Here is a 25,374-nt window from a genome sequence, read left to right as displayed (position 1 = left end):
ACGCCGCCACACCCGCGGCCACTCCTCGCGTCGGCCCGTGGGCTGCCAGAGTGTGCGCATGTCCGAACCCTGGCTGCTCGTGATCGACCCGCAGCGCATCTTCGCCTCGCCCGACAGCCCGTGGGGCTCGCCGATGTTCGCCGGGATCCTGGACCCCGTGCACCGACTGGCCGCGCGGTACGCCGGTCGCACGGTCCTGACCCGGTGGGTGGCGCCCGACCCGGCGCCGGGCAGCTGGGGGCCCTACCTCGAGGCCTGGCCCTTCGCCCGGGTCCCCGCCGACGACCGCCTCTACGAGCTGGTCGAGGAGGTGCGCGACATCGACGCACCCGTCGTGAGCGCCACGACCTTCGGCAAGTGGGGGCCTGCTCTGGCCGCGGTCACCGGCGACCTCCCGCACCTGGTCGTGGCCGGGGTCGCGACCGACTGCTGCGTGATCTCCACCGCGCTGGCCGCCGCGGACGCGGGGGCCACCCTCACCGTGGTCACCGACGCGTGTGCCGGCTCGACCCCCGAGAACCACCGCAACGCGCTCGACGTGATGGCGCTCTACCCGCCGCAGATCACCCTGGCCACCACCGCGGAGGTCCTCGGGTGAGTCGCGTGATCCACACCGGCCAGGCGCTCGTGGACGTGGTCGTGGAGGTGCCGGCGCTGCCCCGCCGCGGCCAGAACGTGATGGCCGGCTCCAGCACGCGGTACGCCGGGGGCTCGGTCAACGTCCTGGTCGCCGCCGCCCGCTTCGGTGCCGCCTGCGTGCACGCCGGAGCCCACGGGACCGGTCCCAACGGCGACCTGGTCCGGGCCTCGCTGGCCGCCGAGGAGGTCACGGTGTCCGCGCCGGCGATCACCACCAAGGACACCGCGACCTGCCTCGTGCTGGTCGAGCCATCGGCCGAGCGGACGTTCGTCACCACCCTGGGCGCCGAGCGCGACATCAGCGTCGAGTCGCTCTCCACCGCCGCCCCGGTGGCCGGCGACCTGGTGTGCGTCACCGGCTACTCGCTGGTCCTCGCCGAGACCCGGGACCCGCTGCTGGCGTGGCTGCCGACCCTCGACGAGGGAGTGGTCGTCGTACTCGATCCCGGTGCCGCGTTCGCGCACCTGCCGGCCGAGGTCCGCGACCCGATGCTGGCGCACACCGACGTCTGGTCGGGCAACGCCGAGGAGGCCGCGGWCCTGCTGGCCGCCCTCGACCGGCCGCTCGACGAGGGCGCGGACTCGATGGCCGCACCCGCCCGGGCGCTCGCCCCGCTCCTGCGCGGCGACGCCGTGGCCATCGTCCGCGACGGTCCCGCCGGGTGCGCGGTGACGGTGGGTGGCGAGACCACCCTGCTGCCCGGCTTCCCGCAGAAGGCGGTCGACACCAACGGCGCCGGCGACACCCACACCGGGGCGCTCGTCGCCGACGTCGCCGCCGGGCACGGGTGGGTCCAGGCCTGCCGGCGGGCCAACGCCGCGGCGGCCATCAAGGTCACCCGGCGCGGGCCGGCCACCGCACCGACCGTCGCCGAGGTGGAGGAGTTCCTCGCCGGTCGCTAGGGCGAGCGGCGCCAGACCATCAGCGACTGGCCCGGGTCGGGTCCGCGGAGGACCGGGAGCTTGTTGGGGGCCGAGCCCCGCGCCGCGGCGAGGGCCTGGCGCAGTGCCTCGCGGGTGGCGACGAGCTCGGCCGCGAGCTCCTCGTTGCGCGAGCGCAGGGCACTGACCTGGTGGTCGAGCTCGAGGATGCGGCGTACGCCCTCGATGCCGATGCCCGCACTCGTCAGGTCGGCGATCTCGCGCAGCAGCTCGAGGTCGCGGTGGGAGTAGCGCCGACCGCCGCCCGGGGTGCGCCCGGGGGCGATCAGCCCCATCCGCTCGTAGGCCCGCAGGGTCTGCGGGTGCAACCCGGTGAGCTCGGCCGCGACGCTGATGACGTAGACGGCCATGTCCGGCGACGGGCTGCCGAACGGGATGCCCCGCGACGGACTCATGTCAGCTCGCCTCGAACAGGTTGGTGCGCAGTGGCGTGGTGCCGGCCGTCGCCGAGCGGTAGGCCTCGAGCGCCTCCCGCGCCTCGGTGTCCAAGGTGGCGGGGACGTGCACCTCGACGGTGGCGAGCAGGTCGCCCTTCGTCCCGTCCGACCGGGTCGCGCCCTTGCCGCGCACCCGGAACGTGCGCCCGTTGGGCGTGCCGGCCGGCAGCTTGAGGGTCACCGGGGCGCCGCCCAGGGTGGGGACCTTGACCTCGGCACCCAGGGCCGCCTCGTCGAAGGAGACCGGCACCTCGATGGTGAGGTTGTCGCCCTTGCGTCCGAAGACGCGGTGCGGGGACACCTTCACCGCGACGAAGAGGTCGCCGGGCGGTCCGCCGCTCTCGCCCGGAGTGCCCTTGCCCTTGAGGCGGATCCGCTGGCCGTCCTTGACGCCCGCGGGGATGCGCGCCGCGATGGTGCGGGCCGAGGTGCCGTGGCCCGAGCCGTGGCAGGTCGGGCAGGCCTCGTCGTACACGAGCTGGCGACCGCCGCAGGCCGGGCAGGTCTCGTTCATCGAGAACCCGCCGCCCGCACTGGCCACCACGAAACCGGCACCCTCGCACTCGGGACAGATGTGCGGCCGGGTGCCGGGCTTGCCGCCGGTGCCCTGGCAGGTCGCGCAGGCCGCGTCGGAGGTGAGGCGCAGCGAGATCGTGACGCCCTCGAGGGCGTCGACGAAGCCGATCGTGGCGGAGGTCTCGACGTCGGTGCCGCGGCGGGGCCGCGGCTGACGGGCCCGGGTGGACCCGCCCCCGAAGATGTCGCCGAACATGTCGCCGAGGCCCCCGGACCCGGCGGCCCCGCCGGCGCGGTCCCGCAGCAGGTCGTTGATGTCGAACCCGCCGCCGAAGCCACCACCGGGCTGGCCGCCGGCGCCACCCCCGAAGCCGCCGAACCCGCCGCTGGACTGGAGCCGGCGGAACTCGTCGTACTTGGTGCGCTTGTCGGCGTCGCCGACCACGTCGTACGCCTCGGCGACCGCCTTGAAGCGGTCGTGCTTGACGGTGTCGCCGGGGTTGGAGTCGGGGTGGTTGGCCCGGGCCAGCTTGCGATAGGCCTTCTTCACGTCGTCGGCGGACGCGTCCTTGGACACGCCCAGCACGGCGTAGAAGTCCTTCGTCGCCCAGTCGTTGCGGAAGCCGTCGTTGTCAGCCATGCCGTCCCCTCCTCTCGTGGCTCGGGTGGTGCGTCGGGTGGTGCCGTCGGGCGTGGGTCACGCGGTCGGTGCGGCCGGGTCGACCACGAGGACCTGCGCGGCCCGGACGACCCGGTCACCGATCTTGTAGCCCGACGTGGCCACCACCTTGGCGGTGGTCACCTCGACGTCCGGATCCTCGCCGATGTGGCTCAGCGCCTCGTGGACCGTGGGGTCGAAGGCGTCGCCCGGCTGCCCGAACTTGGTCAGCCCCAGCCCCGACACGATCCGCTCGAGCTGGTCGGCCACCGACTTGAAGCCGCCGTCCAGCTCGCCGTGCTCGCGCGCCCGGTCGATGGTGTCGAGCACCTCGATGATCGGGCTCAGCACCTTGTACGTCGCGTTCTCCGCGATCAGGTCACGGTCCCTGTCGACGCGGCGCTTGTAGTTGAGGAACTCGGCCTGCAGCCGCTGGAGGTCCAGGGTCCGCTCGGCGAGCGCCATCTCGGCCAGGGTGAGCGGATCGGCCTCGGCGGCCGGCGCGCCGGTGGCGTCGTCAGCGGCGTCGTCGATGTCCGAGGGCTCGAGGGGGCCACCCTCCTCGACCCAGTTGTCGACGCCGCTGGTGTCCGGCCCCGACGGGGCCGGGCCGGAGGCGCCGGCCGAGGCCGAGGTGTCGCCCTGGGGCGTCACCTCGACCTCGGTCTCGTTGGCCATCTCGCCCGCCGCGTCCCCGAAGGAGTCGTGGGAAGAGGTCACTTGGTCTCACCGTCGGTGCCGTCGGTGCCCTCGGTGGGCTCGTCGACGATCTCGGCGTCGACGACGTCGTCGTCGGACTCGCCGGTCGCCTCGGAGGTGCCCCCCGCAGCCGCCTGGTCGGCGTCGGCGGCGGCGTACATCGCGGCACCCATCTTCTGGCTGGACTCACCGAGCTTGGAGACCCCGGCGGTCAGCTCCTCGGGGGTGGCGTCCTCCTTGGCCAGGGTCTCCTTGAGGGCGTCGACGTCGGCCTTGACCTCGGTCTTGACGTCCTCGGGGAGCTTGTCGTCGTTGTCGGCGAGGAACTTCTCGGTCGTGTAGACGAGCGAGTCGGCCTGGTTGCGGACCTCGATGGCCTCGCGACGCTTGGCGTCCTCCTCGGCGTACTGCTCGGCCTCCTTGACCATCCGGGCGACCTCGTCCTTGGACAGCGCGGAGCCGCCGGAGATCGTCATCGACTGCTCGCGACCGGACGCCTGGTCCTTGGCGGAGACGTGCACGATGCCGTTGGCGTCGATGTCGAAGGTGACCTCGATCTTCGGGATGCCACGAGGAGCCGGCGGCAGGCCGGTGAGCTCGAAGTTGCCGAGGGGCTGGTTCTCGCCCCACATCGGGCGCTCGCCCTGGGCGACCTTGATCTCGACGGACGGCTGGTTGTCGTCGGCCGTCGTGAAGATCTCGCTGCGCTTGGTCGGGATCGTGGTGTTGCGCTCGATCAGGGAGGTCATCACGCCGCCCTTGGTCTCGATGCCCAGCGACAGCGGGGTGACGTCGAGGAGGAGCACGTCCTTGACCTCGCCCTTGAGGACACCGGCCTGCAGGGCTGCGCCGATGGCGACGACCTCGTCGGGGTTGACGCCCTTGTTGGGCTGCTTGCCGCCGAGGAGCTCGGTGACCAGGTCGCTGACGGCGGGCATCCGGGTGGAGCCACCGACCAGGACGACGTGGTCGATCTTGGCGACCTCGACGCCGCCGTCCTTGAGCACGCTCTGGAACGGCGCCTTGGTGCGGGCCAGCAGGTCGGCCGTCATCTTCTGGAACTCGGAGCGGGTGAGCTTCTCCTCGAAGTGGAGGGGGCCGCCCTCGCCGTGGGTGATGTACGGCAGGTGGATCGTGGTCTCGGAGCTGGACGACAGCTCGATCTTCGCCTTCTCGGCCGCCTCCTGGAGGCGCTGCTTGGCGATCTTGTCGGCCGCGAGGTCGACGCCGTTCGCGTTCTTGAACTTGGTGACCATCCAGCCGACGATGGCGTTGTCCCAGTCGTCACCACCGAGGTGGTTGTCACCGGAGGTCGCCTTGACCTCGACGACGCCCTCACCGATCTCGAGCAGGGACACGTCGAACGTGCCGCCACCGAGGTCGAAGACGAGGATCGTCTGGTCGTCGCCCTTGTCGAGGCCGTAGGCCAGCGCGGCGGCGGTCGGCTCGTTGACGATGCGGCTCACGTTGAGGCCCGCGATCTCGCCGGCCTCCTTGGTGGCCTGGCGCTGCGCGTCGGAGAAGTACGCCGGCACGGTGATGACGGCGTCGGTCACCGGCTCGCCGAGGTAGGCCTCGGCGTCGCGCTTGAGCTTCTGCAGCACGAACGCGCTGATCTGCTGGGGAGTGAAGGCCTTGTCGTCGATGTCGACCTTCCAGTCCTCGCCCATGTGGCGCTTGACGGACCGGATGGTGCGATCGACGTTGGTGACGGCCTGGCGCTTGGCGACCTCGCCGACCAGGACCTCACCGGACTTGGCGAACGCGACCACCGACGGGGTGGTGCGGGCGCCCTCTGCGTTGGCGATGACGGTGGGCTCGCCACCTTCGAGTACGGCGACCACGCTGTTGGTCGTACCAAGGTCGATGCCGACGGCACGTGCCATGGGGTGTTACCTCCGCTGTGTGAGCTCTGTTGGGTGAGCTGTTGAATGAGCTGTGGGGTGAGCTTGATGTGTCTCGGTGAGGTCATGATGCCGACCTGCCGAGAGTCTGACAAACAAGTTGAGTCGGATCAACTCAAGTTCGTTCATGGGTGACAACGCACGCCCATCCGCCCTTGTTCCCCGATCACGCTCTCGTCACCAGTTGGCGTCAATTCGGTGCAATCTCCTGCGCGGGAGATGGTCCAGACCGGACCATGGACCCGTGACCACCCGGCTCGACCTGCGCCGCCGCCACCTGCGCTCCACGGTGCCGGCGCTGCTGCTGCTCCTCCTGGCGGCCACGGTGGTCACCGTCCAGCTCGTCGAGCGCGCCGGGGCCGGCACGTCGTACTGCGCGCGGCACACCGTCCAGTCCGCCCAGCGGGCCGCGCTCGTGAGCGGCTCCGGCGCACGCGTCACCGTGGTCGGCGACTCGTGGTCGGTGGGCCTGGGACTCGACCACCTCGCCGGGTCGTGGCCCTCCCGCCTGCCCGGCCGGGTCACCGTCCAGGGCTTCTCCGGCTCGGGCTTCAGCCGCACCGCCAGCCCGTGCGGCGACGAGTCGTTCGGCACCCGCGCCGCCGATGTCGCGCCGCACGGCCTGGTCGTCGTGGAGGGCGGCCTCAACGACTACGACCGCTCAAGCACCGCGATCACCCTCGGCTTCGTACGGCTCATGCAGACCCTCGAGGGACGCAGGGTCGTCGTCGTGGGGCCCGCCGCGGCCCCCTCGCGCGCCGCCGCCGTCCCCCGGGTCGACCGGCTGCTGGCCCGGCTCGCGGCGGCCAGCGGGGTGCCGTACATCGCGACGAGCGACCTGCGGCTGCCCTACCTGTCGGACCGGCTGCACCTGACGCCCGAGGGCCACGTGCAGTTCGGCGACGCGGTCGCCGCCCGGCTGGCCGCGCTCGGGCTCGTGCGCTGACGCGTCCTCAGCGGGTCCAGACGTACGGCGTGGTCGTGGTCACCGGCAGCAACCCGGAGCGCTGCAGGATCGGCCGCGACATCTCGGTACAGTCGGAGTGGATGTACCGCACGCCGCGCTCGATCGCCGACCCGGCGCGGGCCGCGACGAGCGCCCGGTAGATCCCCCGGCCGCGGTGCTCGGGAGCGGTCGCACCGCCCCAGATGCCGGCGAACTCGGTGCCCGGGACGACCTGGAGCCGCCCCGCGCAGACGACGGCGCCGTCGACCTCGGCCAGCCACATCTCCGAGTCCCCCGCCTCCAGCGCGGCCAGCGAGGACTCCAGCGACGGCCCGCGCCCGGTGCCGAAGACCGCCCCCTGCAGGGCGAGCATCGCCTGGACGTCGCGGCGCACGTCGCCGGTGTCGCCGACGCGGCGCACCGTCACGCCGGGCACGTCGACCGGTACGGCGAGCGCCGACGCCTCGCCGATCATCACCGTCTCGGCCGGCTCGGCGACCAGCCCGTGGGCGACCAGCCGGTCCCCCAGGTCCGCCGGCCAGTCGTGGCCGCGGGTCTTCCACTCGAAGGACTCCACGTCGGTGCGGTCGCGGAAGTGCACGATCGCCCCCGAGACGAGGGTGTCGACGTCGTGGCCCACCAGGGTCCGGTAGGTCACGAACCCGCCGTGCTCGAAGGTCGCCAGCATCAGCGGTCCCAGCTCGACGACGTCGTCGGCGCGACCCACCTCGCCCTCGCGTCGCAGCTGCTCGTCATAGGCCTCGAGGAGGTCGTTCGCGCTCACCATTGCTACATCTTCACGCATTGCACAGACCTGCAGCACGCAACTCATTGCCGCGGGGGTCGCGGATCGCAACTCTGTGCAYGTACCCGCCACCCCCGCGGGCCTCCAGCGGCCGGACATGGCCGCCCTCCGAAAGGTTCGAACGCGTGAAGCGAACTCTTGTCGCGGGTCTCGGGACGATGGCCATCGCCGCCGTCCTGACGTCCGCACCCATCACGACCGCCAGCTCAGCGGCCCCCCAGAAGGCCGCGGCCCCCCGGAGCGACAGCACCCAGCTCGCCCAGGACGCCTCGCGGTCGTGGATCGACAAGCACCCGGGCAAGGTCAAGGAGGCGCGCGGCGACGCGTTCGTCCGCACCGGCACGCTGGCCGGCGGCAACGACACCCTCGCGGTCGCCTACGAGCGCACCCACGAGGGCCTGCCGGTCGTCGGCGGCGACTTCGTCGTGCTCACGGACGCCTCGGGCGCCGTGCTCTCGACGTCGGTCGCCCAGGACCGGCCGGTCGACCTGGCCGGCACCACCCCCACGGTCGGCAAGGACCGCGCCGTCGAGGTCGCCAGCGGCCRCGTCGCCCAGGTCGCGGACATCAGCGAGCCCCGCCTCGTGGTCTGGCAGCGCGACAGCACCGCCCTCGCCTGGGAGACCCAGGTGCGCGGGACCACCGACGCCGGCGAGCCCTCGTGGCAGTACGTCTACGTCGACGCCAAGGACGGCTCGGTCCTCGAGAGCCGCGAGCAGATCGCCCACGGCGCGGGGACCGCGGCGTACTCCGGCCCCAACCCGCTCTCGATCGCGACCAGCGGCTCGGGCAGCAGCTTCACCATGACCGACCCCACCGCGACCACGCTCAAGTGCCAGGACGCTGCGACCAACGTGACGTTCAGCGGCACCGACGACGCGTGGGGCAACGGCAACGCCACCAACCGGGAGACCGGCTGCGTCGACGCCTTCTACGGCGCCCAGCAGATGAAGGGGATGATGTCGTCGTGGCTCGGCCGCAACGGCATGAACGGCTCCGGCGGCTGGGTCCCCATCCGGGTGGGGCTCAACGACATCAACGCCTACTACGACGGCACCCAGGTCCAGGTCGGCCACAACCAGAGCAACCAGTGGATCGGCTCGCTCGACGTGATCGCCCACGAGTTCGGGCACGGCGTCGACGACAAGACCCCCGGCGGCATCTCCCAGGCCGGCACCCAGGAGTTCGTGGGTGACGTCTTCGGCGTGCTCACCGAGTACTACGACAACCAGTCCGCGTCGTACGACGGCCCCGACTGGACCGTGGGCGAGGAGATCAACCTCGTCGGCCAGGGCCCGATCCGCAACATGGCCGACCCGGCCGCCGTGGGCGACCCGGTCTGCTACACCAGCTCGACCCCGAGCACGGAGGTCCACGCGGCTGCCGGCCCCGGCAACCACTTCTTCTACCTGCTCTCGCAGGGCGGGGTCTCCAAGTGCGACGGCACGTCGGTCACCGGCGTCGGCATCCAGAACGCCGGCAAGATCATGTACAACGCGATGCTGATGAAGACGACCTCGTCGTCCTACCTCAAGTACCGCACCTGGACGCTGACCGCGGCCAAGAACCTCGACAGCACCTGCGCCCAGTTCAACGCCGTCAAGGCGGCCTGGGACGCGGTCAACGTGCCCGCCCAGACCGCCGACCCGACCTGCGGCACCACCACGCCCCCGCCCACCGGCGGCAACCTGCTGGCCAACCCGGGCTTCGAGTCCGGTGCCGCCTCGTGGGCCGGCAACACCGGCATCATCACCACCAACACGGGCCGCCCGGCCCGCACCGGCTCCTACAAGGCGTGGTTCGGCGGCAATGCCACCACGTCGACAGAGACCCTCACCCAGGCGGTGACGGTCCCCGCGACCGCCACCGCGGCCGACCTGTCCTACTGGATCCGCACGGACACGGCCGAGACCGGCACCACCGCGTACGACACGTTCAAGGTCCAGGTCGTCGTCGGAGGCGTGACCACGACGCTGCGCACCTTCAGCAACGTCGGCACCAGCGCGACGTACACGCAGTTCTCGCACAGCCTGCTCGCCTACAAGGGCAAGTCGGTGACCGTGAAGTTCCTCATGAACGAGGACTCGTCGCTGCAGACGAGCTTCGTCCTCGACGACACGGCGGTCTCCGTCAGCTGACGGCGGACGTGTCGTAGACACGCGGACACCACTCCCGCCACTGCCCCGGCCCACGCCGGGGCAGTGGTGCGTCACGCGCCCTTTGTCCGCGTGTCTACGAGGGACGGGCCCCCTGCCGGGGTGGTCGATCGGAATATCGATCGGCCGATCCGTGTAGGACCTCGTATGACTGTTCCCCAGATCAAGCTCCACGACGGCACGTCCATCCCCCAGCTCGGCTTCGGCGTCTTCCAGGTCCCGCCGGAGGAGACCGCGGCCACGGTGACCCAGGCCTTCGAGGCCGGCTACCGCCACATCGACACCGCGCAGATGTACGAGAACGAGGCAGGTGTCGGCACCGCGATCAAGGAGTCCGACCTCGCCCGCGACGACCTGTACATCACCACCAAGCTCAACAACGGCTTCCACCGTCCCGACGACGCCCGCCGGGCGATCGATGAGTCCCTCGAGCGCCTCGGCCTCGAGCAGACCGACCTGTTCCTCATCCACTGGCCGCTGCCCACGCAGTACGACGGCGACTTCGTCTCGACGTGGAAGGCGCTGATCGAGGCCCAGGAGGCGGGGAAGACGCGCTCCATCGGCGTCTCCAACTTCCAGCCCGCCCACCTCGACCGCATCGTCGCCGAGACCGGCGTCGTCCCGGTCGTCAACCAGGTCGAGGTGCACCCGTTCTTCGCCAACGAGGACGTGCGCGCGGCCAACGCACGCCACGGCGTGCTGACCGAGGCGTGGTCGCCGATCGCGCAGGGCAAGGTCAACGACGACGACACCATCGGCGAGATCGCCTCGCTCGTCGGCCGTACGCCGGCCCAGGTCGCCCTGCGCTGGCACGTGCAGCGCGGCGACATCATCTTCCCCAAGTCGATGAAGGCCGAGCGGATGCGCGAGAACTTCGCGATCTTCGACTTCGAGCTGACCGCCGAGCAGGTCGGCGCGCTCGACGAGCTCGACCAGGGCGAGGCCGGGCGGATGGGCCCGAACCCGGACACGTTCGACTACATCCCCGGCTGACGCCTGCGCCTGTCGCTTTCTCGCGCCCCGGGAGCGGTGAGCCAGCCACATTCCTCGACGTTGGAAGGTGGCTGAGCCACCGCTCTCGCGCGTGTCGGGGATGACGCGCCGAGGTGGCGGTCAGCCAGCCACCTCCTGAGCGGCGAGAAGGTGGCTGGCTCACCGGTCCCGGAGTGGTGCGCCCGGCCGGGGTACGCCGATCAGGCGCCGAGCGCCCTCGCCCACTGCGTGAGCAGGTGTGTGAGCCGGGTCCGCTCGAGGTCGGAGAAAGTCGCGAGCAGCCGCTCCTCGTTGGCGAAGTGCTGCTCCGCCACCCGGTCCACGAGCGCCCGCCCGGAGGGGGTGAGGGCGATGCGGCGTACGCGGGCGTCGTGCTCGCCCACCGAGCGGGTGACCCACCCGGCCGCGACGAGCCGGTCCACCCGCTTGGTGACGGCCCCAGAGGTGACCATCGTGGTCGCCGACAGCTCACCCGGGGTGAGCTCGAAGGGCTCGCCGGCCCGGCGCAGGGCGGCCAGCACGTCGAAGTCGCCGTCGGAGAGACCCGCCGCCGCGAACACGGGTCGCAGCTCCTCGTGGAGCACGTCGGCGAGGCGGTGGAGGCGACCGACGATGCCCATCGCGGACGTGTCGAGGTCCGGCCGCTCGCGAGTCCACTGGGCCTGCAGCCGTCCGACGTGATCGAGGTCATCAGTCACGCGGTGGATGTTACCTTCCACGGAAGATAAGGTCTCTTCCGTGGAAAATATTCTCGTGGACAAGATTCTCGGGCACCGGTTCGGCATGGTCCTGCTGACGTCCGTCGCCCCGGCCGCGTGGGGCTCGACGTACATCATCACCGAGAAGTTCCTTCCGCCCGACCGTCCGCTCTTCGCGGCGCTGGTGCGGGCCCTCCCGGTCGGTCTGGTGCTGCTGGCCTGGCGCCGGCAGCTTCCCCGCGGCGACTGGTGGTGGAAGGCCGTGGTCCTCGGCCTGCTCAACATCGGGGCCTTCTTCCCGCTGATCTTCCTGGCGGCCTACCACCTGCCGGGCGGGCTCGCGGCCACGATCCAGGCGACGTTGCCGCTGGCCGTGATGGCCCTGGCCTGGCCGATGATCGGCGAGCGCCCCGCCGGGATCCGGGTCGCAGCAGCCCTCGTCGGCCTCGTGGGCGTCACCCTGCTGGTGCTCCGCAACCCCGACGGCGTGACCGCCCTCGGCCTCGCCGGCGCCCTCGGGTCGGTGGCCGTGAGCGCCCTCGGCTTCGTCCTGGTCAAGCGGTGGACCCCGCCCGTCGACATGATCACGCTCGTGTCCTGGCAGCTGGTCGTCGGCGGCCTCGCGCTGCTGCCGGTCGCGCTGCTCGTCGAGGGCGCGCCGCCTGCGATCGACCTCCGGGCCGCCCTCGGCTACACGTGGATCGCCGTGGTGGGCTCCGGGATCGCCTACGTCTGCTGGTTCACCGGGCTGCGCGCCATGTCGGCCGGGGCCGTCTCCCTGATCGGGCTCGTCAACCCCGTCGTCGGGACGGCGCTGGGCGTGGCGTTCGCCGCCGAGGCCTTCGGCCCGGTCCAGGCCCTGGGCATGGCCCTGGTGCTCGGCGGCGTGGTGCTGGGCCAGCGGACCGTCCGCAGGCACGTCGCACCCCGTCCGCCGCAGGCACCCCGTCCGCCGCAGGCACCCCGGACCGAGCGGGAGCTGGTCGCTGCGACGATGGAGCGGTGACGACCACGGGGGACTTCCGCTTCCGCGACATCGCCCTGGCGGCGTACGGTCCCTCGGTCGTCAACGCCGTCGGGCACGGGGCCGTGATGCCGGTCCTGGCGCTGCGGGCCCGCGAGCTCGGCGCCGACGTGAGCACCGCCGCCGTCGTCGTCGCGCTGCTGGGCGTCGGCAGCCTCATCGCCTCCCTGCCAGCGGGCGCGCTGGTCGCCCGGCTCGGCGAGCGTCGGGTGCTGACCGTGGTGGGCTGCCTGGACGCCGTCGCGATGGTGGCCGCCGCACTGACCGACTCGGTCCTGGCGCTGGGCCTGGCGGTCACGTTCAGCGGGATGACGTGGACGGCGTTCCTGATGGCACGGCAGGGCTTCATGATCGACGCCGTGCCGATCGCCTACCGGGCGCGGGGCATGTCGATGCTCGGCGGCAGCATGCGGATCGGCGTGCTGGTCGGCCCGCTGCTGGGAGCGGGACTCATCGCGCTCGGGGGTCTCACGTGGGTCTTCTGGCTGGCCGCGCTGATGTCGCTCACCTCGGCGCTGCTCGCCCGGGCCATGCCCGACCTCGGCTCCGAGACCCGCCAGCAGGTCACCGAGCACCCGAGCGTCCTGTCCGTGCTGCACGCCCACCGGCGGGTGCTGCTCACCCTGGGCGTGGCCGTCGTGATCATCGCCGCCAGCCGGTCCCTGCGGGTCGTGCTGCTGCCGCTGTGGTCCGACCACGTCGGCCTCTCCGCCAGCACCACCTCGCTCATCTTCGCGGTCGCGGCGGGCATCGACATCGCCTTCTTCCTGCCCGGCGGCTGGCTGATGGACAAGCGTGGTCGCTTCGTGGTCGCCGTACCGGTCGTGGCGTCGACGGCGGTCGCCTGCCTACTGCTGCCGCTGGCCACCACGACCGCGGGCGTGGCCGCGGTGATGGTGCTCATCGCTGCCGGCAACGGCCTCGGGTCGGGGATCGTGATGACCCTCGGCGCCGACACCGCCCCGGTCGAGGGCCGCGCGCAGTACCTCGGCGGCTGGCGTCTGTGCGGCGACATCGGCGGCTCCGGCGCCCCGGTCCTGGTCAGCGTGCTGGTCGCGGTCGCGCCGCTGGCGTTGGCGTGCGTGGTGATGGGCGCCCTCGCCGCCGTCGGCACCGTGTGGGTGGGCTACTGGACCCGCCAGGTGGACCGGCAGGCCGCCGGCGTCAGCCGACCGTGACCTCGACCTCGTTGGACGTCATGTCGGAGTCGGTGTCCTTGACCCGGAACTTGTTGACGCCCGCCTGGCTGGTCTGGACGTAGGTGGCGAAGGTCTGGTTGCTGACCGAGACCGTCACCGGGAAGTCGGACCACGACCCGCCCTCGAAGCGCTGCACCTGGAGGATCGCGCCCTCGCCCTGCGGGTAGGTGCCGGTGAGGTCGATCTGCTGCATCGGGCTGACGCTCAGCTGGCCGGCCGACAGGGAGATCTTCCTGGCCGGGGCGGACTCGCTGCTGGAGGGCGCCTCGCCGGGCTGGGTCTCGACGCCGGTCGAGGGCTCGGTGGTCTCGGTCGGCTCCGGCTCGGGGAGGTACATCGTGGTCGCGCTGCCGGCCGAGGGGTCGGTCGACGTGTCGACGCTGCCGCCGTCCAGACCCAGCACCTTCGTGCCCAACAGGGCGGCCATGCCGAACAGGAGGCCGACCACGGCGGCCACGGCGACCAGGGCCACCAGTCCGGTGAGGACCGGACGGTCTTCGCTGCGGGACACGGTGCTCCTCTCGCTGGTACGACGGTCGCGGGCRCGACTGCCCGCCATTGTGGGCGACGCGCCCCCGCGGGACCAAGCCGCCCCGCTCCGACCTGAGTCGCCCGGTGACTCAGGTCGCAGCGGCGGCGCGGCGCTCGCGCTCGGCCACGGCGTGCTCGTCGGTGCGGTTGTCGTAGGACCAGAAGTCCCGCAACAGGGCCGCCGTGAGCAGCACCCCGCCCACGCACGCCACACCTCCCGACACGATCGAGCCGCGCACCGACCAGGCGTCGGCCACGAAGCCCGCGCGCACCTGGCCGCCCAGCGGCCCGACCGAGTACGACAGCATCTCGATCCCGGCCAGCCGCCCGCGCATGTGCTCCGGGATCGTCTGGTTCCACACCGTCCCGCGGAAGACCGCCGAGATCATGTCGGCGGCACCCGCCATCGCGAAGCACACCAGCGCCACCCCGAACGACGGGGCGAGGCCCGCGAGGGCGATGCACGCGCCGTACGCCGTGGCCGCGATGACGATGGCCCGGCCGTGGTGGTGGACGTGCGAGGTCCAGCCGCTCGACGCCGTCGCGAGGAGGGCGCCGACGGTCTCCGCGGAGTAGAGCAGACCGAGCATCTCGGGCTTCTCGAACACCTCGGCGGCCAGGGCCGGGAAGAGCACGATCGGCATCGCGAGCAGCATGGCGGCGATGTCCACGAGGTAGGTGCCGAGYAGGTCGCGCCGCCCGATCGCGTAGCGCCACCCCTCCGCGATCCCGCGCAGGCTGGGCGGCGTCGTCTCGCCTCGGTGCGGATAGGGCCGCATGGCGGCGTACAGGGCGCACGCCACGGCCAGGGCGACGACGTCGACCACGAAGCACCAGCCGATCCCCACCCACGCGATGAGCACGCCGCCGATCGCGGGGCCCACCAGCACGCCGACCTGCATCCCGAAGCTCGACAGCGCGTTGGCGGCGGTGATCTGGTCGTGCCGCACGGTACGCGGCTCGAGCGCCTCGCGGGACGGGCGCTGGAGCGACGACGTGGCCGCCAGCAGCGCCGCGACCCCGAAGATCAGCGGCAGGCTCGGCTCGGCGAGGAAGGAGTTGGCCGCCAGCACGGCCATCAGCACCAGCTGGGCCAGACCGCTGCCGATGAGCAGCTTGCGCCGGTCGACGTGGTCGGCGAGCGCGCCGCCGTACAGGCCGAAGACGATGAGGGGAAGGAGCTCGACGAGGCCGACCGCACCGACCAGGAAGTTGCTGCCCGTCAGGTCGTAGACCTGGAACGGGATCGCGACGTAGGAGACCATGCCGCCGAGGTAGAACACCGTCCCCGCGGTGAACAACAGCCGGAAGTCGCGCGACTCGCGCAACGGGGTGACGTCCATCCGCAGACGGCGGAGGCGTTCGCGCAGGGACGGGGTGGAGCTCACAAGGGGCGATCGTCCCATGCCGCGACGGCACGGCGCACCCGGATTCCCCCGTGCCGACTCAGCGGGCGGTCACCCGGATCCGGGCGCCCTCGCGGGGCACGCTGGTGATGTTGCGGACCTTGGGGCGGTCCTCGGTGAGCGCCTCGACCGTGTAGGCCGTGAGCACCTCCCGCAGCACCACCACGCCCTCCATGAGGGAGAAGCCGGCGCCGATGCACCGGCGCACCCCACCGCCGAAGGGGATCCACGTGTTCGGTGCGGGACTGCTCCCGACGAACCGCTCCGGGCGGAAGTCGTCGGGGGCCTCGTAGTGGTCCGGGCTCGCGTGCGCGAGCAGGATCGACGGGCCCACGGTGACCCCCGCCGGCAGGTCGCGCCCGCCGATGGTGGCCGGCGCGATGAGGGTGCGCGCCACCATCGGGATCACCGGGTGCCGTCGCATGGACTCCTTGAGCACGGCCTCGAGCCACCCGTCGTCACCGTCGTCGACCGCCGTGAGCGTGCGCGCGAGAAGCGCCTCGTCGCGTCCGAGCTCGTGCAGCGCCCAGGCCAGCGCCGTCGCGGTGGTCTCGTGCCCGGCCAGGAGCAGGGTCACCAGCTGGTCGCGCAGCTCCTCGTCGGAGAGCGTGTCGCCCTCGTCGGCGCCGGACCGGATCAGCCGCGAGAGCACGTCGGTGCGGGTCGCGAGGCCGGGCGCGGCCCGCCGCTCGCGGATCTCGGCGTGGATCAGCTGGTCGAGCTCCTCGGCGTTCTGCTGGGCGGCCCGCCACGGCCCGACCCGTCGCAACCTCGATACCGAGGAGCCCAACAGGACGGCGGGGCTGATGTCGACGACCCGCTTGACGCGCGGCCGCAGGAGGGCGAGCCGTCCCTCGTCGGCAACCCCGAACACCACGCGCAGGATGACCTCGAGGGTGAGCCGGTTCATCCGGTCGAGGGCACGCAGCTCCTCACCGTCGCGCCAGGTGGCGACGTCGGCCCGGGCGACCTCGGTGACCAGCGCGCCGTACTCGCGGAGCGCGTGGCCGTTGAAGGCCGGCATCAGCAGCGTCCGGGCCCGTCGGTGCGCGTCCCCGTCCTGGAGGAGCAGCGAGTGCTCGCCCATCATCGGCCCGAGGATGGCGTTGGCCTTCCCGGCCTGGAAGGTGGCCGGGTCGGCGGCGAAGATCTCCCGCACGTGCTCGGGGCGGGTGAACAGCACCAGCGGACGGCCGCCCGGCAGCAGCCGGACGGTGAAGACGTCGCCGTAGGTCCGGTGGGCCCACGGCACGAACTGGTGGCGGAACCGCAGCAGCGCGACGCTCTGGAGCAGGGACGGCCACCGCGGCCCCGGCGGCAGGACGTCGGGGTCGATCTCCGGGCCGGGGCGCCCGGACAGTCGCATCCGGCTCAGGCGCTTGCGGGTGAGCGCCGCCGTGGCGGGGTCGTGCGGCAGCTCCTGCGGCAGGTCCCTCACGAGGGTCATGCCCTCGATCGTAGGCCGGTCAGCCCGACCGGACCTCCCAGCGCGTGGTGGGCTTCTCGACGAGGTCGGCGCAGCTCGCGCGACGCGGTGGACCAGGCACCTCGAGCACGTCGACGTGCGGGTCGCCACCGGCCAGCACGTGGAGCTCGCGGACCTGCTCGGGCGGCGTGAGGCCGGCCCGGCCGCGGGAGAGCAGCACCGGCACCTCTCCCCGCTCGAGGGCAGCGCACGCCTCCACCGCAGTCATGGGGTCGAGGCGCCCGAGGGTGTGGCCGGACGGCAGCGCGAGCAGGGTGCCGGAGAACCGGTGGCCGCCCAGGTGGGTGGTCTCCCAGGTCGCCTCGGGCCACCGCGCGGCCAGGGCTGCCGCGACCGGCCGGCCGTTCTCGGCGCAGCAGCGGTCGCGCCGCCCGTTGGTGCAGACCAGCCAGAGCGGACCGTCGTACGTCGTGAGGTCGCGCTCGAGGTCCGCCTCGAGCAGCGCCTCGGCGTCGGGCAGCAGGGCAGTGCGCACGACGAATCCCTCGTCGGCGGCGCGAGCGTGGAAGACGCGCACACCGGTCCCGGAGACGCCGCCGTGACGTCGGACCAGCTGCACGCGCACGCCGTCGAGGCCTGCGAGGTGGGTGCGCACCCGCTCGGGCAGCCGGCTCTCGGCGACGGCCTTGCGGCCCCACGACCCGGCGTGCTCGACGAGCAGGAACTCGGCGTCCGTCGGGGCAGTGCCGCCGATCGGCTCCCCGTCGTCCCGGCTGGAGACGGAGCAGCGGAAGTCGTTCACAGGAGTCAGTCTGCCGTGCACCCCCGGTCGCGACCGCACCCACGCCCGGCCGACGGTCCCGTCAGAGCAGCCCGCTGCGCCGCGCGATCGCCGCCGCCTCGGTGCGGGAGGCCGCGTCGAGCTTGGCCAGGATGTTGGAGACGTGGACCGACACCGTCTTGGTGGCGATGAAGAGCTGCTTGCCGATCTCGCCGTTGGTGCGGCCCTCGGCGACCAGGGCGAGGATCTCGGTCTCCCGCGGGGTGAGCGTCGTGGTGGTGGCCGTGCGGGGCGCCGGGCTCGAGCCGAGGCCGGTCAGCTCGTCGAGGAGCGGCCGCAGCCCGAGCCGGTGGGCCGTCTCGCGCGCCAGGTCGGCGGACTCGCGCGCGCCGGCCGGGTCGCCGGTGGCGCGCAGCACCTCGGCCAGCCGGGCCCGGGTGCGGGCCAGCTCGGGGACGTGGCCGAAGGCGACGAAAGCCTCCTCGGCAGTCCGCCAGGCGGCTGCCAGGTCGGCGGCGTCGGGTGGGTCGAGCTGGCTCAGCCACCGCCAGCGGAGCCCCTCGGCGGTGCGGCGCGCGACCCACGCGTGGTACTCCGGGCCGCGGCTGATCTCGAACTCGGCGTAGAAGTCGATGACCCGCTCGCCGTCGTCGAGCATCCGGCGTACGACGTGGGCGGCGGCCTCGCGCTCGGCCGCCGACTGGTGGGCGGCGCTGGTGGCGAGCATCCCGACGACGACCGTCGAGAGACGCAGCCGCGCCTGGAACCACTCGTGCCAGATCGGACGCACGGTCTCGACGACGAGGTCGTAGACCTCGACCCCGTGCGCGGCGTCGCCCTCCTGCTCGGCGCGGGTCAGCTCGGCCGTCGCTGCGGTGATCGCGGTGAGCCCGTCGGTCGGCCAATAGGCGCGCAGAGCCGTGAACGCGTCCTGCTTGGTGTGGCCACGCAGCACCTGCACCTGCATCTGGAGGGCGTAGTAGAGCCACTCGTAGACGACGGGCGGGTTGAGACCCGAGACGTCGAGCCGGTCGTAGGCCTCCTTGAGCCGACCCTGGGCGACCAGCACGCTGGCGACCATCTGGCGTGACTCCGCCGGGAAGGGTGCCCAGGCCAGGCCCTCCTCCTCCCCGCGGGAGACGACTCGGCCGTAGGCCTCCCGGGCTCCGTCGAAGTCGCCGAGGTCGTGGTGGAGCCGCCCCAGGAAGTAGAGCGCCCGGAGCTCGGCGTCCACGTGCCCGGCGGCCCGGGCACGATCGGCGGTGTCGAGCCAGGTCGTGCGGAGCCGGTCGAGGTCGAGGGTCTCGTCCAGGCTGGTCAGGGTGGTGGCGATCTCCACGGAGATGCCGGTGAGGTTGTGCCGCTGGGCGAGGTCCAGTCCCTGCATGGCCACGGACCGGGCACGCTCCTCGTTCCACCGGCCGAGCGTCTGCGCGTGGACGCTCAGTGCCCGGGCGCGCAGCCTCGGCGAGGCGTCGACCAGCAGGTCGACCGCCTCGGCGGCGATGGCCTCGGGATCCTCGGTGGTGTCGGTGAGGAGCAGGGCGGCAGCGATGGAGGTGAGCACCTGGCCGCGGTCGACGGCCGGGGCGTCCGGCGGGAGCCCCGCGAGATGGGCCCGCAGGACCTTGATGGCCCTGCCCACCCGTCCCGAGGCGACGAAGGCCTCGGCGCACCGGCTCACGAGGGCGTGCACGTCGACGTCGTCGGGGACCTCCGGGAGGCCCTCCACCAGGTCGAGCGCCTCGAGGAACTGCATCGCCGCCTCGTGGGGACCGCCGACCGCGAAGGCCTGGTTGCCGGCCTCGATGCCGGCGCGCACCGCGGTGAGCCGGTCACCGGCCCGACGCGCGTGCAGGGCCAGCTCGGCCGCGGTGCCGGCCGCCTCTCCCGAGGAGAGCGCCTCGCTGAAGGCGGTGTGCAGGCGGGTGCGCTCGCCGGGCAGCAGGTCGTCGTAGACCGCCTCCCCCAGCAGCGCGTGGCGGAAGGCGTAGGACGAGGCCCCGGCCTGGGTGAGGACGTTGGACTCGACGGCGCTCCGCAACGCCCCCTCGAGGTCGGTGGCCCCGAGCCCGGTGACCGTCGCGAGCAGCTCGTGGGAGACGTGACGCCCGGCGACGCTGGCCACCCGCACCACCTCGCGGGTGCGGTCGTCGAGCCGGTCGAGGCGCACCAGCAGCACGTCGGCGAGCTCGGCCGGCACGTGTCCCCCGGTGGCCCACGTGGCGCCGATGAGCTCCTCGACGAAGAACGCGTTGCCCTCGGCCCGGTCGACGATCTCGGCGATGCTCGCCTCGCTGATCGTCGTGTCCTTGTGGATGAGGTAGACGAGGAGACGCACGTCGGCGTCGGTGAGTGGCTCGACCTGCAGCCGCTCGACCCCCCGCAGGCGGGCCCACTCCGCCACCTGCGGTCGCAGGGGGTGGCGACGGTGCAGGTCGTCGGAGCGGTAGGACACGACGAGTCGCACCGGTCCCGCGAACGGGCGGGAGAACAGGAAGCTCAACATGTCGCGCGTCGACTGGTCGGCCCAGTGCGCGTCCTCCACGACGACCAGCAGCGGCCCCTCCTCGGCGAGGCTCTCGAGCAGGTCGTGGAACGCGGCGAAGATGTTGCCGCGATCGAGCGACTGGTCCTCGTCACGATCGTCGGTGGCGCGCAGCCGTCGGCCCGGCTGGAGGCGGGCGAGGGTGGGGTGACGCTCGGTCACACTCGCAGCCACCTCCGGCCGCTCCGCGAGGATGCGCCCGAGGATCTCGGAGAAGGCGACGTAGGGCAGGGACCCGTCGGCCAGGTCGAGGCAGTGCCCGGCAAGGACCAGCCAGCCCTCGCCGAGCGCGACGTCGCGCAGCTCGGTCAGCAACCGGGTCTTGCCGACGCCCGCATCGCCGGAGAGCAGCACGGCGTACGACGTGGTGGCCCCGGGCGCACGGATGCCGAGCCGGGAGGTGAGATCCTCCAGCTCGGCATCACGGCCGACGAGGTCGGCGCTGCGGGCGGTGGGCACGTCGCTCATTGTGGCGTGCTCCACCGACACTGTCGTGCCGCCGCTCATCGCTCGGCGCGGGCGGCACGGCGCGCGGCGCGGCGCCCGAACGTGCCCCACTCCTTGCGAGCCCTCTCCTCGCGGTAGCTGACCTCGGCGTTGACGAAGCTGTCCGTGATGAACATGTGGATCTCCCTCTCTCCGTGGTCCGGGTTTCCGGACCATCGAGAAGAGACTCCGTCGCTGAGGTAGGGCGAGACATCGGGCGCGCGGCCTATCCCGGGGACGCCGGGTACCTCAGATCCCCGGTCGCACCTACCTCAGGGACTGGACCCCGCATGGCGCAGAGATCGACGTACCTCCACGATGGGTGTATCAGGGACTGGGGGAACCACTCCTACCAAGCGTGAGGGACGTCATCATGGAGAGCGAACGGCGCGTCCGCAGCGATGACTCGTGGCCGCCCGGGGGGACGGACGCGGACATCGCCACGCTGGTCGAGGAGGCCCGCAGGGGAAGCCAGACCGCGTGGGACTCGCTCGTGGAGCGCTTCCTCCCCCTGGTGACGTCCCTCATGCGGAGGTACCGCGTGACCGGGGCCGACGCCGACGACGTCAACCAGACCGTCTGGTTGCGCCTGGTGGAGCACCTCGACCGGATCGACGAGCCGCAGGCCCTGCCCGGGTGGCTGGCCACCGTCACCCGGCACGAGTGCTTCCGCCTCCAGCACGTCCGGGGCCGGACGGTCCCGACAGACCCCCAGACCTCGGCGACCTTCGAGCGGCCCGACCACTCCCCGGACATGCTCGCGGAGCTGGTCGACGACGAGCGGCACACCGCCCTGGTGGACGCCCTGCTGGAGCTCCCCGCCCAGCGCCGCGACCTGCTGCTCCTGCTCACCGAGGACCCACCCCTGTCGTACGCCGAGATCAGCCGCCGCTCCGGCATCCCCGTCGGGAGCATCGGGCCCACCCGGGCCCGCGCCCTGCAACAGCTGCGCCGCACCCGCGCCATCCGGCGCCTGACCAGCCCCACGGACGGGAGCACCCGATGAACGACCTTCCCCCCGAGGACCCCGCGGTCCTCGATGCCGACGACCAGCAGCTCCTCGACGACCTCGCCGAGGCGATGTCGTCGCAGCGCGACGTCGACCCGAGGCACCGGGACGCGGCCCGATCCGCCTTCACCTGGCGCACGGTGGACGCCGAGCTCATGGCGCTGACCTACGACTCCCTCGACGCCCCGGTCGCCGTACGGGGCGTGGTCGGCGCCGAGCCACGCGCACTGTCCTTCACCACGACCTCCGGCAGCCTGGAGGTGGAGCTCGACGACGGGGTCGTCCGCGGGCACGTCGTGCCGGCGGCCGCCGTCACCGTCGTGATGTCCAACGCCGCGGGCGAGAGCCTGCGCGCCGACACCGACGAGGACGGCATGTTCGAGCTGCCCGGGTCACTGCCCGGGCCGGTCCGCTTCAGCGTCGAGGGCGACCTCTCCGGCACGACGCCCTGGGTCACCTCCTGAGGGCGCTCAGCGCAGCGGCTCGAGGATCGGGCCGACACCCCGGCGACCGGCCACCGCTGCCTCGGCGAGCAGCTGGTCGGCGGCCTTCCTCGCACTGATCCCGTGCTGGCTCATCCGGGCCGCGATCAGCCCGGACACCAGCGGCGTCGAGAAGGACGTGCCGCTCCACCGGACGATCCCGGCGAACTCGCGCTTGTCGCCGGCGTTCGGGGGCTCGTGGCAGTAGAACGTCCCCGTGGGGTAGGCGTTCACCAGCCCGGAGCCGAGGGCATAGACGTCGACCCAGCTGCCGAAGTTGGAGTATTGCGCCCGGCGCCCGCCCTCGTCGAGGGCGCCGACGGACACCGTCCAGGGGAAGGCCGCCGGCCAGAACGGCCGGCGGTGCCCGTCGTTGCCCGCCGCGGCCACGAGGACGGTGCCCTTCTGGTGGCGCAGCCGCTGCTCCCAGAACACCTCGAAGCTCAGCAGCGGCACCTCGCCGCGGGTCGGACAGCCGGCGGAGAGCGAGATGATGTCCGGGGACAGCTCGAGCGCCTCGCCGAGCTGCACGACCATCTCGGACTCGTACGCGGCGCCCCCCGTCGGCAGGAAGCCCTCCACCCGGATCTGCGCGGCCGGGGCCTGGGTGCGGACGACGCCGGCGATGAAGGTCCCGTGCCCGGCGTACGGGTGGATGTGGTCCACGTCGATGGTCTCGGGGTCCCCGTCCACGCCCGCCAGCCACGGCGTCGCCGGGTCCGTGGCGGCGGGGGGCCACCACCCGGTGTCCACCACGGAGACGAACACCTCGGTCCCGGCGCCCAGGTCGCTGGTGATGCCGGGGTACGGCGCGGCGGCCGCGCCCGGCTCCTCCGGCTCGACCGCCGGGCACAACCGGCCCGGGCCGGTGACGAACATGATGTGGTCGGGTGTGGCCTTGCCGACGCCGAGCTCGCCATCCACCCGCGTCAGGATGTCCGGGACCGACGTGTTGTCGTCGGTGGTGACCCGCAGGACGGTGAGTCCCCGTTGGCGCTGGGACCGCTCGTCGTCGAGGCGCTCGGCACCGACGAGCTCAGCCACGTCGCGCCAGTGCTCGTCGCGAGCCAGGATGAATCCCGGGCGGTACAGGTACTCGACCTGGCGGCCGTCCTCGGACCAGACCGCGGCCGCGTACTCGGGGCCGCCCATGGCCTTGATGAGGTAGGCGACCTGCTCGCGCAGGACGGCCTCCTGCAGGCGCTCCTGCTCCTCGATGTCCTGGGGCTCGGGCTTGCCCTCGGCCTCGCCAGAGCCGGCGCCGCTCGCTGCGGTTGTCGAACTATCCACGGTGTGTCCCCCCACATGGGATTGGATGGCCGATGACGGGCGCGCCGGGACCGGCGAGACCTCGTCCGAGAGTAGCGATTCGACGAGCTGGTCGGGAGGGTGGACGAGTGCTGGCCCAGTCCGGTGACGACCTCCTGGCCCGGGCGATCGCCGAGCCCGACGAGGCCTGGTCGATCGCGACCGCGGCCATCACGGACGACACCGACGCCACGGCACTCTCCTACGCCCACCAGGCGCTCGGCATCGTGCTGCGCGAGCGCGGCGACGTCGACCTCGCCCTCACCCACCTCCGCATCGCGCGGGGTCTTGCGGAGCGGACCGGCGACGGGGACCGGCTCGCGGACGTGCGGGCGACCCTGGGTGGCACGCTCGCGGTGCGGGGACGGACCGCAGCAGGACTGCGCGAGCTGGACGCGGCGGTCGCCGGGGCGCGGGCCCGCGGAGCCGTCCGACCCAAGGCCCAGATGCGCCGGGCCAACGTGCTGACCATGGCCGGGCACCACGACCGGGCGTTGGTGGACCTCCAGGACGCGGTGCGCGGCTTCCGCCGCTCGGGGGACCAGCTGTGGGAGGCGCGGGCGCTCAACCTGAGGGCGTTCGTGAAGATCCTGCGTGGGGACTTCGCCGACGCCACGCGCGACCTGCGGGATGCAGAGGCCCTGTTCCTGCCCGGCGACCAGCAGTTCGAGGTGCTCGACGTCCGCCACAACCTGGCCCTCATCCGCTTCTTCCGGGGTGATGTCCCGGCGGCGATGGCCGCCATGACGGAGCTCGCCTCCGCGTACGCCGAGCTGGGCGACCCGCACCTCGAGCTCACCCTCGACCGGGCCAGGGTGCTGCTCGTGGCCGGGTTGGCCGATGAGGCGGTCGACGTCATCGAGTCCGCGCCCAGCTGGGCCCAGAGCCGCCCCCGCGCCCGGGCCGAGCTGCTGGTGATGCGGGCCGCTGCGCGGCTCGGCCAGGGCCGGCCCGACCTGGCCGTCGCCGACGCCCGCGCCGCCCGCCGGATGTTCGCCCACCAGGACCGGGAGTGGTGGACGGTCCGGGCCGACCTGGTGGCCCTGCAGGCCCGCATCGAGCTCGGCCGCGGGTCGCGCCGGGCGGCCGTCGCCCTCGCCGACTCGCTGTCCGACGACGGCACCGAGGACGCCGTCCTTGCCCACCTGCTGGCCGGCCGCGAGCTCGCCCGGACCGACCCGGCGGCCGCGTCGTCGTACCTCTCACGAGCGGCCTCGGGACGGCACCGGGGCAGCCCCTTGAGCCGGAGCGTCGCCTGGCACGCACGGGCCCTCGACCTCGAGGTGCAGGGTCGGCCGCGGGTGCTCGACGCGGTCGGACGCGGGCTCGACGCCCTGGCCGAGCACCGGGCGAGCCTCGGCAGCCCCGAGCTGCGGGCCCTCACCGCGATCCACAGCGCCGACCTCGCGACCATGGCGGTTCGGCACGCCCTGCCGCAGGGCCCCCGGGCCCTCGTGCGGTGGAGCGACCGGGCCCGCGCCGCCTCGCTCAGCGAGCCGGTCCCCGCGCCCCAGGACCCGACCATCGACACCCTGCTGGCCACGATCCGCGGTCTCTCCCACCGCATCAACGAGGAGGACGACCCGGTCGAGGTGCAGGCCCTGCTGCGGGAGCGGACGCGGCACGAGCGGACCGTCCGGCTGGCCTGGGCGGCCACGCCGGGTGCCGGCGGGCAGGCCACCTCGGTCACGGACGCCGACCTGGTCGCACGCCTCGGCGACCGGCTGCTGGTGCAGCTCGTGGACGTCGACGGCACCCTGCACGCGGTCGTGGTGCGCGAC

The 25,374-nt window shown here is 72.8% G+C and carries 22 protein-coding genes; 10 read left to right on the top strand and 12 right to left on the bottom strand.

The features are described 5' to 3' along the window. Positions 1–58: 58 nt before the first annotated feature. Together AC1DQF_RS05080 and AC1DQF_RS05075 are read left to right on the top strand one after the other, a co-directional pair. A complete protein-coding gene (locus AC1DQF_RS05080) occupies positions 59–598 on the top strand; it encodes a cysteine hydrolase family protein (RefSeq protein WP_477524118.1) in 540 nt (179 codons plus the stop codon). Then, a complete protein-coding gene (locus AC1DQF_RS05075) occupies positions 595–1,542 on the top strand; it encodes a PfkB family carbohydrate kinase (RefSeq protein WP_477524117.1) in 948 nt (315 codons plus the stop codon). Before AC1DQF_RS05080 ends, AC1DQF_RS05075 begins: the two co-directional genes overlap by 4 nt. Here the strand turns inward: AC1DQF_RS05075 and AC1DQF_RS05070 are convergent. From AC1DQF_RS05070 to dnaK, 4 genes are read right to left on the bottom strand one after another with little or no spacing between them, the layout of a single operon-like run. Next, entirely contained in the window at positions 1,539–1,976 is a 438-nt protein-coding gene (locus tag AC1DQF_RS05070) for a heat shock protein transcriptional repressor HspR (protein ID WP_477524116.1), read from the bottom strand. The two genes, AC1DQF_RS05075 and AC1DQF_RS05070, sit on opposite strands and share 4 nt — an antisense overlap. 1 nt (position 1,977) lies before the next feature. Next, positions 1,978–3,174, bottom strand: coding sequence for a molecular chaperone DnaJ (dnaJ, locus tag AC1DQF_RS05065; RefSeq protein WP_477524115.1), 1,197 nt, complete (start codon positions 3,172–3,174; stop codon positions 1,978–1,980). A gap of 57 nt (positions 3,175–3,231) precedes the next feature. Then, entirely contained in the window at positions 3,232–3,912 is a 681-nt protein-coding gene (grpE, locus tag AC1DQF_RS05060) for a nucleotide exchange factor GrpE (RefSeq protein WP_477524114.1), read from the bottom strand. After that, the gene (dnaK, locus tag AC1DQF_RS05055; RefSeq protein ID WP_477524113.1) at positions 3,909–5,777 is read right to left on the bottom strand and encodes a molecular chaperone DnaK; all 1,869 of its coding nucleotides are present in this window, start codon (positions 5,775–5,777) and stop codon (positions 3,909–3,911) included. Before dnaK ends, grpE begins: the two co-directional genes overlap by 4 nt. Before the next feature lie 262 nt (positions 5,778–6,039). Here dnaK and AC1DQF_RS05050 point away from each other — a divergent pair, with 262 nt between their 5' ends. Next, entirely contained in the window at positions 6,040–6,741 is a 702-nt protein-coding gene (locus AC1DQF_RS05050; RefSeq protein ID WP_477524112.1) for an SGNH/GDSL hydrolase family protein, read from the top strand. A gap of 7 nt (positions 6,742–6,748) precedes the next feature. Here AC1DQF_RS05050 and AC1DQF_RS05045 read toward each other — a convergent pair whose 3' ends face one another. Further along, positions 6,749–7,528 (bottom strand): GNAT family N-acetyltransferase, encoded by a 780-nt coding sequence (locus tag AC1DQF_RS05045; RefSeq protein WP_477524111.1) that lies wholly within the window; start codon positions 7,526–7,528, stop codon positions 6,749–6,751. Positions 7,529–7,671: 143 nt separating this feature from the next. Between AC1DQF_RS05045 and AC1DQF_RS05040 the strand changes: the two genes are divergently transcribed. Continuing rightward, positions 7,672–9,684 (top strand): M4 family metallopeptidase, encoded by a 2,013-nt coding sequence (locus AC1DQF_RS05040; RefSeq protein ID WP_477524110.1) that lies wholly within the window; start codon positions 7,672–7,674, stop codon positions 9,682–9,684. 165 nt (positions 9,685–9,849) lie between these two features. Beyond that, positions 9,850–10,695, top strand: a complete 846-nt coding sequence (locus AC1DQF_RS05035) for an aldo/keto reductase (protein WP_477524109.1) — start codon at positions 9,850–9,852, stop codon at positions 10,693–10,695. 200 nt (positions 10,696–10,895) lie between these two features. Here the strand turns inward: AC1DQF_RS05035 and AC1DQF_RS05030 are convergent, their stop codons facing one another. Next, on the bottom strand, positions 10,896–11,393 hold the full coding sequence (locus AC1DQF_RS05030) for a MarR family winged helix-turn-helix transcriptional regulator (protein ID WP_477524108.1): 498 nt from the start codon (positions 11,391–11,393) through the stop codon (positions 10,896–10,898). Between the two features lie 55 nt (positions 11,394–11,448). Here AC1DQF_RS05030 and AC1DQF_RS05025 point away from each other — a divergent pair, with 55 nt between their 5' ends. After that, the gene (locus tag AC1DQF_RS05025; protein WP_477524107.1) at positions 11,449–12,399 is read left to right on the top strand and encodes a DMT family transporter; all 951 of its coding nucleotides are present in this window, start codon (positions 11,449–11,451) and stop codon (positions 12,397–12,399) included. Next, positions 12,396–13,595, top strand: a complete 1,200-nt coding sequence (locus AC1DQF_RS05020; protein WP_477524106.1) for an MFS transporter — start codon at positions 12,396–12,398, stop codon at positions 13,593–13,595. The genes AC1DQF_RS05025 and AC1DQF_RS05020 overlap by 4 nt, the downstream gene beginning before the upstream one ends. On the opposite strand, the gene AC1DQF_RS05015 is transcribed toward AC1DQF_RS05020, so the two are convergent. The 5 genes from AC1DQF_RS05015 to AC1DQF_RS04995 all read right to left on the bottom strand — a co-directional run bounded on the left by AC1DQF_RS05015 (position 13,582) and on the right by AC1DQF_RS04995 (position 20,776). Further along, positions 13,582–14,127 carry a hypothetical protein gene (locus AC1DQF_RS05015; RefSeq protein ID WP_477524105.1) on the bottom strand — a complete coding sequence of 182 codons (546 nt, stop codon included), beginning with the start codon at positions 14,125–14,127 and terminating at the stop codon, positions 13,582–13,584. The genes AC1DQF_RS05020 and AC1DQF_RS05015 overlap by 14 nt on opposite strands. 109 nt (positions 14,128–14,236) lie before the next feature. After that, positions 14,237–15,535: an MFS transporter gene (locus tag AC1DQF_RS05010; RefSeq protein ID WP_477524104.1), complete on the bottom strand. Its 1,299-nt coding sequence runs from the start codon at positions 15,533–15,535 to the stop codon at positions 14,237–14,239. Between the two features lie 58 nt (positions 15,536–15,593). After that, positions 15,594–17,000: a cytochrome P450 gene (locus AC1DQF_RS05005; RefSeq protein ID WP_477524103.1), complete on the bottom strand. Its 1,407-nt coding sequence runs from the start codon at positions 16,998–17,000 to the stop codon at positions 15,594–15,596. A 19-nt stretch (positions 17,001–17,019) separates the two neighbouring features. Continuing rightward, positions 17,020–17,781, bottom strand: a complete 762-nt coding sequence (locus AC1DQF_RS05000) for a sucrase ferredoxin (protein ID WP_477524102.1) — start codon at positions 17,779–17,781, stop codon at positions 17,020–17,022. A 61-nt stretch (positions 17,782–17,842) separates the two neighbouring features. Then, the gene (locus tag AC1DQF_RS04995) at positions 17,843–20,776 is read right to left on the bottom strand and encodes a helix-turn-helix transcriptional regulator (RefSeq protein ID WP_477524101.1); all 2,934 of its coding nucleotides are present in this window, start codon (positions 20,774–20,776) and stop codon (positions 17,843–17,845) included. Between the two features lie 391 nt (positions 20,777–21,167). Between AC1DQF_RS04995 and AC1DQF_RS04990 the strand changes: the two genes are divergently transcribed. Together AC1DQF_RS04990 and AC1DQF_RS04985 are read left to right on the top strand one after the other, a co-directional pair. Then, on the top strand, positions 21,168–21,800 hold the full coding sequence (locus AC1DQF_RS04990; protein ID WP_477524100.1) for an RNA polymerase sigma factor: 633 nt from the start codon (positions 21,168–21,170) through the stop codon (positions 21,798–21,800). Continuing rightward, a complete protein-coding gene (locus tag AC1DQF_RS04985; protein WP_477524099.1) occupies positions 21,797–22,267 on the top strand; it encodes a hypothetical protein in 471 nt (156 codons plus the stop codon). Before AC1DQF_RS04990 ends, AC1DQF_RS04985 begins: the two co-directional genes overlap by 4 nt. Before the next feature lie 6 nt (positions 22,268–22,273). Here AC1DQF_RS04985 and AC1DQF_RS04980 read toward each other — a convergent pair whose 3' ends face one another. Next, the gene (locus AC1DQF_RS04980; RefSeq protein ID WP_477524098.1) at positions 22,274–23,575 is read right to left on the bottom strand and encodes a S8 family peptidase; all 1,302 of its coding nucleotides are present in this window, start codon (positions 23,573–23,575) and stop codon (positions 22,274–22,276) included. Between the two features lie 107 nt (positions 23,576–23,682). Here AC1DQF_RS04980 and AC1DQF_RS04975 point away from each other — a divergent pair. Next, a partial coding sequence (locus AC1DQF_RS04975) for an ATP-binding protein (RefSeq protein WP_477524097.1) occupies positions 23,683–25,374 on the top strand: 1,692 nt, incomplete at its 3' end.

It is taken from the genome of Nocardioides sp. P4_G4 (genome assembly GCF_056401085.1).
This window is presented reverse-complemented; position numbering and strand designations above follow the sequence as displayed.

Excerpts from the sequence above, each read along its gene's own strand:
- AC1DQF_RS05080 (WP_477524118.1), top strand. The coding sequence starts at position 59 with ATGTCCGAACCCTGGCTGCTCGTGATCGACCCGCAGCGCATCTTCGCC.
- AC1DQF_RS05070 (WP_477524116.1), bottom strand. The coding sequence starts at position 1,976 with ATGAGTCCGTCGCGGGGCATCCCGTTCGGCAGCCCGTCGCCGGACATG.
- dnaJ (WP_477524115.1), bottom strand. The coding sequence starts at position 3,174 with ATGGCTGACAACGACGGCTTCCGCAACGACTGGGCGACGAAGGACTTC.
- dnaK (WP_477524113.1), bottom strand. The coding sequence starts at position 5,777 with ATGGCACGTGCCGTCGGCATCGACCTTGGTACGACCAACAGCGTGGTC.
- AC1DQF_RS05045 (WP_477524111.1), bottom strand. The coding sequence starts at position 7,528 with ATGGTGAGCGCGAACGACCTCCTCGAGGCCTATGACGAGCAGCTGCGA.
- AC1DQF_RS05035 (WP_477524109.1), top strand. The coding sequence starts at position 9,850 with ATGACTGTTCCCCAGATCAAGCTCCACGACGGCACGTCCATCCCCCAG.
- AC1DQF_RS05005 (WP_477524103.1), bottom strand. The coding sequence starts at position 17,000 with ATGACCCTCGTGAGGGACCTGCCGCAGGAGCTGCCGCACGACCCCGCC.
- AC1DQF_RS04995 (WP_477524101.1), bottom strand. The coding sequence starts at position 20,776 with ATGAGCGACGTGCCCACCGCCCGCAGCGCCGACCTCGTCGGCCGTGAT.
- AC1DQF_RS04990 (WP_477524100.1), top strand. The coding sequence starts at position 21,168 with ATGGAGAGCGAACGGCGCGTCCGCAGCGATGACTCGTGGCCGCCCGGG.
- AC1DQF_RS04985 (WP_477524099.1), top strand. The coding sequence starts at position 21,797 with ATGAACGACCTTCCCCCCGAGGACCCCGCGGTCCTCGATGCCGACGAC.